This is a genomic window from Streptomyces sp. NPDC052225 (genome assembly GCF_040679615.1).
Lineage (GTDB): Bacteria > Actinomycetota > Actinomycetes > Streptomycetales > Streptomycetaceae > Streptomyces.
Genome location: NZ_JBFAVD010000014.1, coordinates 190,941 through 200,610, shown reverse-complemented (window position 1 = coordinate 200,610; position 9,670 = coordinate 190,941). Strand labels below are relative to the sequence as shown.

Annotated in this window: 9 protein-coding genes; 4 read left to right on the top strand and 5 right to left on the bottom strand. The window is 73.4% G+C overall.

Annotated features, from left to right (window positions below):
- Positions 1 to 425, top strand: a 425-nt coding sequence (locus AB0L37_RS21885) for an amidohydrolase family protein (protein ID WP_365507795.1), incomplete at its 5' end; no start/stop codon positions are given.
- Positions 426 to 466: 41 nt separating this feature from the next.
- Complete coding sequence (locus AB0L37_RS21880; protein ID WP_365507825.1) at positions 467 to 1,105, top strand: GntR family transcriptional regulator; 639 nt, start codon at positions 467 to 469, stop codon at positions 1,103 to 1,105.
- 215 nt (positions 1,106 to 1,320) lie between these two features.
- Here the strand turns inward: AB0L37_RS21880 and AB0L37_RS21875 are convergent, their stop codons facing one another.
- Positions 1,321 to 2,997 (bottom strand): acyltransferase, encoded by a 1,677-nt coding sequence (locus AB0L37_RS21875; protein WP_365507793.1) that lies wholly within the window; start codon positions 2,995 to 2,997, stop codon positions 1,321 to 1,323.
- Positions 2,998 to 3,206: 209 nt separating this feature from the next.
- Between AB0L37_RS21875 and AB0L37_RS21870 the strand changes: the two genes are divergently transcribed.
- A complete protein-coding gene (locus tag AB0L37_RS21870; protein WP_365507791.1) occupies positions 3,207 to 4,010 on the top strand; it encodes a 3-hydroxybutyrate dehydrogenase in 804 nt (267 codons plus the stop codon).
- Between the two features lie 84 nt (positions 4,011 to 4,094).
- A complete protein-coding gene (locus AB0L37_RS21865; protein ID WP_365507788.1) occupies positions 4,095 to 6,038 on the top strand; it encodes a GAF domain-containing protein in 1,944 nt (647 codons plus the stop codon).
- Here the strand turns inward: AB0L37_RS21865 and AB0L37_RS21860 are convergent.
- From AB0L37_RS21860 to AB0L37_RS21845, 4 genes are all read right to left on the bottom strand, one after another.
- Positions 6,026 to 6,679, bottom strand: a complete 654-nt coding sequence (locus AB0L37_RS21860) for a 3-oxoacid CoA-transferase subunit B (protein ID WP_365507786.1) — start codon at positions 6,677 to 6,679, stop codon at positions 6,026 to 6,028. The genes AB0L37_RS21865 and AB0L37_RS21860 overlap by 13 nt on opposite strands.
- Before the next feature lie 3 nt (positions 6,680 to 6,682).
- Positions 6,683 to 7,444: a CoA transferase subunit A gene (locus AB0L37_RS21855; RefSeq protein ID WP_365507783.1), complete on the bottom strand. Its 762-nt coding sequence runs from the start codon at positions 7,442 to 7,444 to the stop codon at positions 6,683 to 6,685.
- A gap of 181 nt (positions 7,445 to 7,625) precedes the next feature.
- Positions 7,626 to 8,264: a LysE family translocator gene (locus AB0L37_RS21850; RefSeq protein WP_365507781.1), complete on the bottom strand. Its 639-nt coding sequence runs from the start codon at positions 8,262 to 8,264 to the stop codon at positions 7,626 to 7,628.
- Between the two features lie 36 nt (positions 8,265 to 8,300).
- Entirely contained in the window at positions 8,301 to 9,542 is a 1,242-nt protein-coding gene (locus tag AB0L37_RS21845; RefSeq protein ID WP_365507778.1) for an MFS transporter, read from the bottom strand.
- Positions 9,543 to 9,670 lie beyond the last annotated feature (128 nt).

The following is a 9,670-nucleotide window of genomic DNA, read 5'->3' as shown; positions in this document are numbered from 1 at the left end:
CCGACGCGGCGCCCGCCGAGGCTTATGTGGAGGCGGCCACGCTGGGCGGCGCCCGCGCGCTCGGCCGTGACGACCTGGGCCGGATCGCACCCGGCGCGCAGGCCGACCTGGTCGCGTTCTCGCTCGACGACGTCCGCGACGGGGTGCTCGACGACCCGGTCCGCACGTTCTTGCTCAACGGCACGGCACGCCAGGCCACGGACTCCGTCGTCGCGGGCCGCCCGGTCCTGGTCGACGGCGCCCTGCCGGGCATCGATCTGCCCCGACTCGCCCGGAACGCACAGGAGTTGTTCGAGAAGATGCGGGCCGCCTACAGCGAGCGGGACATCGAACGCCGCCCCACCGAGATTCTGTTCCCGCCGACGTTCCCGGCCTTTCGCGCCCCCGGCGCAGCGGGCGCGCACGCGACGGACGTACGCACGTGACGCTCACCGCCGAGCGCGAACCGCCCTGCGGCGCCTCGCAGGTGGAGCGGACCGAGGAACTCATCCGGGCCGGGATCCACGCAGGGACGTACCCGCCGGACTCACGCCTGCGCGAACGGGAACTGGCGGAGGCGCTCGGCGTCTCGCGCGTCCCGGTGCGCGAGGCGCTGCTGCGGCTCGCGACCGAGGGCCTCGTCGTCCTCGAACCGCGCCGGGGCGCCCGCGTGCGCCGGCTGACCCTGCGGGACGTCGAGGAACTCTTCGATCTGCGGCTGAGTCTGGAGGTGTTCGCGGCGCGCCGGGCGGCCGAGCTCGTCGCGCGCGGCGCCGGTCACGACGGCCTGCGCGCGGTCCTCGACGCGGCGGAGTCGGCGACGCTGCGCGGGGACGCGGCGGCCATCGCGGCCGCGAACACGGCCTTCCACGCGGAACTGATCAACCTGCCGGGCAACCGGCTGCTCCAGGCGTCCTTCCAGCCCACCCTCGGCCTGATGCACTGGCTGTTCCGGCTGACCGGCACCGCGCACGGCGCACGGCAGCACTGCGCCGAGCACCGCCAGATCTACGTGGCGATCGGCGCGGGCCGCCCCGGCCTCGCGGAGGCGCTCACGTTCACCCACATCGACATCCGCAGGGAACCCGTGATGCGGGCGCTGGCGGAGATCCTGCCACCGCAGTGAGCAAGGCACCGGCCCGGCTCATGTGCTCGGCCGGCCAGTGCGGGGGCGCCGTGGCAGCGTCGGCCGCAGCACCCACAACACCTGCCAGTACGCGATCGCGGCGAGGGTGCACTGGAGCGCGCTCGACAGCTGCCGGCGGACGCCCACAAGCAGGGCGCTGGTCAGCGAGACGACGGCGCAGGGGGCGACCGACGCCGATAACCCGCCGGGCCGGTCTACGCGGACCGCAGGTCGCCGCGCGGCTCCGGCCGGTGGATCCCGCGCGGCCGGTAGCCGAGGGACTCCGCGACGCCGGACAGGTCGGCGAGGAGCCAGATGACGGACAGCCACATCTCGGTGCCCTGGAGGCCTGGTGCCGTCGCGTCGGCGCCCGCCGTGGCGGGGTGCGGAGCCTGGAATCCGAAGCCCTGCCGGTCGGTCCAGTGGCCGAGGGCGTCGGCCAGCAACCGGCGGGCGAGCGCGGTGACTTCGTCGGCGCGGTGGCTGGTGTGCCGGGTGAGCCAGAGCGGGTGGGCGATGTCGAGGACGTTGCAGGCGTTCTGCCGCTCGGGGCGCACCCAGCGGGGGTCCCCGGCGTGTTCGAGGACGGTGTCGATCACTCGCTCCGGGTAGGGCACCGGAAGACCGAACTGGGCGAACGTTCCGCGTGACGCCCGGTAGAAGCCGTTGACGAGCTGCAACAGGCCGTCGGCGGGGCGGGGCGAACCCCACATCCCCGTACGGGGGTCGGCGTCCGCGAGGAGCCGGCCGAACAGGGCGTCGAGGGCTCCGGGCCGGCCGTGCTCCCCCTGTTCGCGGTTCCACAGGAACGCGGTGCCGAGCGTGTCGACCCAGGAGCCCGCGTGCCACGCGGCGTCGCGCCACGGCTGCCGCCGGAATCCTTCGGCGACGTCGCGCGCCTCCGCGTCGGCCACGACCCGGACCGGGCCCGGAAACGCGCTGCCGAGCAGATCGAGCGCGTAGCCGACGCAGAGCACGTGGTATCCGGCGTCGGGGTCGAACAGGCCGGGTTCCGGGGCGCGTTGCGTGCCGTCGGCCAGCAGCGGCCCGACCATTCCGGTGACCGGGTCCTGCCAGCTCCGCAGCCGTGCGATCTGGTCGGCGGCGGGCAGCTGTCCCGGGGCGCGGCCCAGGAGCAGATCGGCGATCTCGATCGCGTCGCACTGGGCCCGCACGGTCGGGGCGGCCCCGGGCCGGTCGGCGAACAGGCCGCCGTCCGCGGCCCGTTGGAAGCAGCGGTCAAGGATCTCCTCGGCCTGGTCGCGCGCCGTCGCGGCGAACTCGGCGACAGCGGCGGCCAGTCCCTCCGGGGCCGTCCGGGGCGCGGCCGACGGCACCCGCCAGCGCAGCACCTTCGCCGGGTTGCCGCCGACGATCGCCCCGGCGGGCACGTCCTTGGTGACCACCGCCCCCGCGCCGACCACGGCCCGCGACCCGACGGACACCCCGTCGAGGACGACGACGTGCGAGCCGATCCACACGTCGTCCCCGATCCGGATCCCCTGGGAGGTGTGCGGCTGCCGAAACACCTCGACGTCGGGGTCGGACATGGTGTGGTTGAACCCGATCAGGGAGGTGTGCGCGCCGATCCGTACCGCGTCGCCGAGTTCCACGGTGCCGCGCACGACGGCGTACGGGTTCACGGTGCAGTCCCGCCCCGTGCGCAGCGAGCCGGTCAGATAGGCGCCCGCCGCGACGTAGCTGCGCTCGCCGAGCCGGAGTTCGTCGTTCTGCACGGAGGCGAGCGGGGAGACGTAGCACTGATCGGCGAGGGAGCACGTGCCCGGCCCGTCGGCCAACAGGGCCTGGTGCGCGGCTTGTTGGGCCCGCTCCTCGTCGTCGGCATCCATCGCGAACAGCCAGGGCGAGAAGTCGAATCGGTTCCGGGTCATGTGCGGGGCCCTTCGCGGCAGTCCATCGAGAAAGCGCTTTCTCCACTGTCTCCGCGGAACCCTAGATCGACCCTCCTGAGCCACACAAGACCTCGGCCCGATCCGTGCGGCGGCACCACGACGCATGTGGCGCGCCACCAGGTCTTCGGCCCCGGGCATGGGCTCCCGCACCATGTGCCGGGCCCGGTCCGCTGCCTACCGTGACGGGCATGAACACCTCCCGCTCCCCCGAGGGCGACGCCACCGCCCCCCTTGCCGGCCCCGCAGGCCGCTTCCTCGCAGGCCGGACCGCTCTGGTGACCGGAGCGGCGAGCGGCATCGGGCGCGCGTGCGCCGTGGCCCTCGCCGACGCCGGGGCCCATGTGTACGTCCTCGACGTGGCGAAGGAGGCCGCCGACCAGGTGGCCGAGGAGATCGGCGGCACCGCCTGCGTCAGCGATCTCGCCGACCCGACGGCCGTCGACCTGCTCCCCACCGCCGTGGACATCGTCGTCAACAACGCCGGGTTGCAGCACGTGGCGCCGCTGCACGAGTTCCCGCCGGAACGCTTCGCGCTCATCCAGAAGATCATGGTCGAGGCGCCGTTCCGCATCATCCGGCACACCCTCCCCCACATGTACGCGCAGGGCTGGGGCAGGATCGTGAACCTCTCCTCGGTGCACGGGCTGCGCGCCTCGCCGTACAAGGGCGCCTACGTCGCCGCCAAGCACGCGCTTGAGGGGCTGAGCAAGGTCGCCGCGCTGGAGGGCGCACCGCACGGCGTCACCTCGAACTGTGTGAACCCCGGCTATGTGCGGACCCCGATGGTCGAGACCCAGGTCGCCGATCAGGCCCGCTCCCACGGCATCGCCGAGTCGGAGGTCCTGGAGAGGATCATGCTGGAGCGCAGTGCGATCAAGCGGCTCATCGAACCCGCCGAGGTCGCCTCCGCGGTGCTGTGGCTGTGCTCCGAGAACGCCGGCTTCGTCACCGGTACGTCCCTGCCGCTCGACGGCGGCTGGACGGCGCACTGACCGCCGACCGCCCCTTCCCACCCCTCACTTGCGGGCGCGTCCGCGTCGTCCGGTACGCGCCCGCCCCCTGCCCCGAGGTTTGTCATGCCCCAGCTCATCACCCGCTCCGCAGCAGCCCTGGGCCACCTCGTGGACCTGCTGACGACCGACGCGTCCGCCGAGGAGTACACGGCGGTGGCCGCGCGGGCCCGCGCCGACGGCGTCGGCGAACCGGACCTGCGGGAGATCGACCGGGCCGTCTCGACCGCCCTCGGCGTCCGGCAGGTACTGCGCCGCCAGCGCCGCCGCGAGGCCGAGCTCACCGCCCTCTTCGACACCGCGGGCGACCTGGCCGCCCTGCGCGACCTCGACGCCGTCCTGCACTCGATCGTGCGCCGCGCCCGGACCCTCCTCGGCACCGACACCGCCTACCTCACCCTGGTCGACGAGGCGACCAAGGACACCTTCATGCGGGTCACGGACGGCTCCGTCTCGCTCGCCTTCCAGCAGCTCAGGCTTCGGATGGGCGAGGGCCTCGGCGGTCTGGTGGCGCAGACGAGACGCCCGTACGCCTCTCCCGACTACCGCACGGACGAACGCTTCCAGCACACCCAGACCATCGACCACGGCGTCCTCGACGAGGGACTCGTGGCCATCCTCGGGGTGCCGCTGATCCTCGGTCCCGGGCGGGCCGGCGGGCGGGACGTCATCGGCGTCCTGTTCGCGTCCGACCGCAGTCCGCGCAGCTTCTCGCCCGACGAAGTGGCGCTGCTCAGCTCCCTCGCCGCGCACGCCGCCATCGCCATCGACACCGCGAAGGCGCTCGCCGAGGCCCGGGCCGCCGCGGCCGAGCTGACGGAGGCCAACGCCGTCATCCAGGCACACGCGACGTCGACGCAGCGCGCGGCGGAGGCCCATGACCGGCTCACCGATCTCGTGCTGCGCGGCTCCGAGGTGTGCGAAGTGGCCGACGCCGTGGCCGAGTTCCTCGGCGGCCCGCTGACCGTCTGCGACCCGCGCGGCGACGTCCTCGCCCGGGCCGGCGGCGCCGCGGGGACGAGCGCGCCGGATCCGGAGGCGCTGCGGGGCGCTGTCACCCGGGCCCGCGCCGAAGGCCGCTGTGTGCGCGACGGCGACGTCTGGTACTGCCCCGTGCTCGCCGGACAGGAGCTCCTCGGCAGCCTCGCCTTCCACGGCCGCCCCGATCTCGACGGCCCCGACCGCCGCCTGTTCGAACGCGCCGGCACCATCACCGCCCTGCTCCTGCTGCTGCGCCGTACCGTCGCCGAGACCGAGAACCGGGTGCGCGGCGAACTCCTCACCGACCTCCTCGACGGCGCGGGACGCGACCCCGCCCTGCTCGCCGACCGCGGCCGCCGGCTGGGCGTCGACCTCAACCGGCCCCACCTGGTCCTGGTCGCCGAGGCGGAACAGCGGGTGCACGACAAGCTGACCGCTGCCGCCCAGCAGTACCTCTTCGGCAGGGAGGGCCTGTGCTGCGAGTACGAGCAGCGCGCCGTCATGCTGATCCCCGACGACGGCACCGAGCCGGGGCTCGCCGCCCGCGCCGCCGCCGACCACCTCTCCCAGGGGCTCGGCGCCCCCGTCAGCGTCGTCGCCGCAGGACCGGGCAGCGGCCCGGCCGCTCTGCCCGGCTTCTACGCGGAGGGGCGCCGCTGCCTGAGCGCGATGCGGGTGCTCGGCCTCACCGGCGACGGCTCGTGCGCCGCCGACCTCGGTTTCCTCGGCGTGCTGCTCGGCAAGGAGCAGGACACGGCGAGCTTCGTGCGCAGGGTGCTCGGGCCCGTCCTGGAGTGGGACGAGCGCCGGGGCACCGAGCTGGTCCGCACGTTGCAGGCGCACTTCGCCGCGGGCGGCAGCCACGTCCGCGCCAAGGACCTGCTCCACGTCCACGTGAACACCGTCGTGCAGCGCATCGAGCGGATCTCCGCGCTCCTGGGCCGCGACTGGGAGAGCCCGGAGCGCGCCCTGGAGATCCAGCTCGCGCTCCGTATCCACCTCGTCTCCCGTGCCGGTCAGCGCAGTTGACGCAGCTGGGCCCGTTCGCGCAGTGCGGGCACCGTGGCCTTGTGAACGTCGTCCGCGCTGACGCCCGGAGCGCACTCCACGAGTTCCAGGCCGTCGGGCGTCACGTCGATGACGGCGAGGTCGGTGATGATCCGGTGCACGACGCCGCGCCCGGTGGCGGGCAGGCTCAGCTCGTCGACGATCTTCGGGGTGCCGTCCTTCGCGGTGTGCTCCATGACGACGATCAGGCGGCGGGCGCCGTGCACCAGGTCCATGGCGCCACCCATCCCCTTGACCATCTTTCCGGGGATCATCCAGTTCGCGAGGTCGCCGCTCGCCGACACCTGCATGGCGCCGAGCACGGACACGTCGATGCGTCCGGCGCGGATCATCCCGAACGAGAAGGCGGAGTCGAAGGTCGCGGACCCCTGTTGGAGCGTGACCGTCTCCTTGCCCGCGTTGATCAGGTCGGGGTCCTCGGTGCCGGCCACCGGGTAGGGGCCGACGCCGAGGATGCCGTTCTCCGAGTGCAGCACCACGTGGATGTCGTCGGGGAGATGGTTCGGGATCAGCGTGGGCAGCCCGATGCCCAGGTTCACGTACTGCCCGTCGCGCAGTTCACGGGCGGCGCGGGCGGCGAGCTGGTCGCGGTCGAGTGCCATGGATCAGGCCTCCTGGGCGGCGGGACGGACGGTGCGGCGCTCGATGCGCTTGTCGGCGGGGTCCGCGGCGACGATCCGGTCGACGTAGACACCCGGCAGGTGTACGGCGTCGGGGTCCAACTCCCCCGCCTCCACGATGCGTTCGGCCTCGACGAGGGTGGTGCGGCCCGCCATGGCGGCGAGCGGGTTGAAGTTGCGGGCGGCGCTGTGGAACACGCAGTTGCCGTGCCGGTCGGCGACCTCGGCCCGCACCAGGGCGAAGTCCGCGGTGACGGCCTCCTCCATCAGGTACCGCCGGCCCCCGAACTCCCGTATCTCCTTGGGCGGTGAGGCCACGGCGACGCTGCCGTCCGCCGCGTACCGCCAGGGCAGTCCGCCCTCCTCGACCTGGGTGCCCACGCCGGCCGGGGTGAAGAACGCCGGGATGCCGCTGCCGCCGGCCCGCAGCCGCTCGGCGAGGGTGCCCTGCGGGGTGAGTTCGACCTCCAGCTCCCCCGAGAGGTACTGCCGCGCGAACTCCTTGTTCTCGCCCACGTACGACGACGTCATCCGGGCGATCCGGCCGGCCGCCAGGAGCAGGCCGAGGCCCCAGTCGTCCACCCCGCAGTTGTTGGACACCACCCGCAGGCCCGTCGTCGGTGTCCGGGCCAGCGCGGCGATCAGCGTCGACGGGATCCCGCACAGGCCGAACCCGCCGACCGCGAGCGTCGCCCCGTCCGGGATGTCGGCCACGGCGTCCGCGGCCGCGTCCACCACCTTGTCCATGTGCTCTCCAAAAGTCCTCGGCCCAGGCGTCACCGGCCGCATCCCGACGGCGGTCCCGGCGACCTGCCTGAGGTCTGGTGCCTCCCACCTTCGCCGCGGGAGCGCCCGGCCGGTATGTGGCCCGCGACCATGGTCCGCGCGGTCCCCATGGTGGCCACCGCCGTACGGGGAGAGCGGAACGTCAGTCGCCGAGCGCGAGTTTGACCCCGAAGGCGGCGACGACGGTGCCGGTGACGCGGTCGAGGATCCGGCGGGCCCGGGGCTTGCTGAGCCAGCCGCGCAGGACGCGCGCGCAGGCGATCAGGACGGCCGACCAGACGAGGCCGATGAGGATGTGCACGGTGGTGAGCAGCAGGCCCATGGCGAAGTGGTTCGTCCCGGCCGGGACGAACTGCGGCAGGACGGCCACATAGAAGGCGCCCATCTTCGGATTGAGGAGGTTCGTCAGGGTCCCCTGCCGCCAGCCGTCACCGACGGTGTCCGCGCCGGTGCCGAGGTCGAGGTCGGCGGAGCCGGCCGCGCGGGTCCCGCGGAAGGTGTCCCGGAGCATTCGGGCGCCCATCCACACCAGATAGGCGGCGCCGGCCCAGCGCACGGTCTCGTACGCGACATGGGAAGCGGTCAGGAGCGCGGTCACGCCGAGGGAGGTGAGCGCGCCCCACAGGAGGGTGCCGGTCTGGATGCCGAGGACGACACCCCAGGCCCTGTGGCGCCGACCGAGGGCCGAGGTGCGCAGGATGAGGGCGGTGTCGAGACCGGGGGTGAGGGTGAGGAGCCCTACGACGAGGGCGAAGGACCACAGCGCAGTACTTATTGCCATGGACGGCCAGCGTACGACACCGCCCCGCTGACCTGGTCACACGCCCCTGTCCTCGCACTCCTCGACCGGGGCGGGGGTGCCGGGGCGTTCCGTGGCGGGCGCGGTACCGCGGCGGCCGGCGGCGGGCGCGAGGAAGATCGCCGCGGTGGTGAAGGCGAGCACCACGATCATGGCGGAGCGCAGGCCGTAGTGGTCGCCGAGGAAGCCGAGGCTGGGCGGCCCGACCAGGAAAGCGACGTAGCCGATCATCGCCACGAGGCCGACCCGGGCCGTCGCGTTCTCCCCGGAGTCACCGGCGGCCGAGAGCGCGACGGGGAAGCCGAGCGAGGCGCCGAGGCCCCAGAACAGCACCGCGACGCCGGCCAGGACGGGCGAGTCGGAGAAGACGACGACGGCGATGCCGATGGTCGCCGAGACGGCGCTCGCCCGGACGACGGGCCCCCGGCCGAGGCGCCCGATGAAGAACCCTCCGACGAACCGGCCGATCGTCATCGCGGCGGCGAACCCCGTGTAGACGGCGGAGCCGAGCGCGGGCGCCATGTCGTGGCCGTCGACCATGAGCAGGGGCAGCCAGTCGTTCGCGGCGCCCTCGGCGAGCGCCATGGCGAGGATGATGCCGCCGAGCAGGAGCAGCCAGCGGTCCTTCCACACCTTGGCGCCGGACGTGGCGCCGCCGTCACCCGAACTCCCTTCCGTCCCACGGGTCCTGCCCACACCGGCGGGCACGGAGCGGAAGGCGTACGCGAAGAGCACGGCCGTGAGCACGGCGACGGCGGCGAGGTGCCACTGCACGGGGAACCCGACCGCGGTGCACAGGATGCCGACCCCCGCCCCGAGGACGGTGCCGAGGCTGTAGAAGCCGTGCAGGGTGGGGAGCACCGTACGCCCGGAGATCTGCTCGACCTCGGCGCCGTCGATGTTGATGGCGACCTCGCCGCCGCCCACGCCCGCACCGAAGAGCATGAGTCCGGCGGTGACGGTCCACGCCGAGGAGGTCAGCGCCCCCAGCCCGATGACCGCCACGCTGAACACCACCACGGCCGTGCCCACACCCATGACGGGCCGGGTCCCGTACCGGGTGACCAGTGCTCCGGAACACAGGATGCCGATCATCGATCCCACGGAGAGCCCGAACAGGATCAGTCCCATCTGCGCGGTCGACGCGCCGAGTTGATCCCTGACGTCCGGGGTCCGCGTCACCCAGGACGACATTGACAGGCCGGGTATGAGGAAGAAGAGGAACAGGGCCGCCCGTCGGCGGCGCGTGGCCAGATCCATGAGTGACGTGCTCTTTCACGCGACGCGAACACGGGGGTTCGGACGGACGGTCGGATGTGGACGAACGTACACGTCAGGCCCCCGTCGGTCCCCGACAGGTCGACGGGGCGTGGAACCGCGCACCCGGC

What these genes read in the sequence shown, in the direction of transcription:
- AB0L37_RS21875 (WP_365507793.1), bottom strand. Translation starts at nt 2,997, where the DNA reads ATGACCCGGAACCGATTCGACTTCTCGCCCTGGCTGTTCGCGATGGAT.
- AB0L37_RS21870 (WP_365507791.1), top strand. Translation starts at nt 3,207, where the DNA reads ATGAACACCTCCCGCTCCCCCGAGGGCGACGCCACCGCCCCCCTTGCC.
- AB0L37_RS21865 (WP_365507788.1), top strand. Translation starts at nt 4,095, where the DNA reads ATGCCCCAGCTCATCACCCGCTCCGCAGCAGCCCTGGGCCACCTCGTG.
- AB0L37_RS21860 (WP_365507786.1), bottom strand. Translation starts at nt 6,679, where the DNA reads ATGGCACTCGACCGCGACCAGCTCGCCGCCCGCGCCGCCCGTGAACTG.
- AB0L37_RS21855 (WP_365507783.1), bottom strand. Translation starts at nt 7,444, where the DNA reads ATGGACAAGGTGGTGGACGCGGCCGCGGACGCCGTGGCCGACATCCCG.
- AB0L37_RS21850 (WP_365507781.1), bottom strand. Translation starts at nt 8,264, where the DNA reads ATGGCAATAAGTACTGCGCTGTGGTCCTTCGCCCTCGTCGTAGGGCTC.
- AB0L37_RS21845 (WP_365507778.1), bottom strand. Translation starts at nt 9,542, where the DNA reads ATGGATCTGGCCACGCGCCGCCGACGGGCGGCCCTGTTCCTCTTCTTC.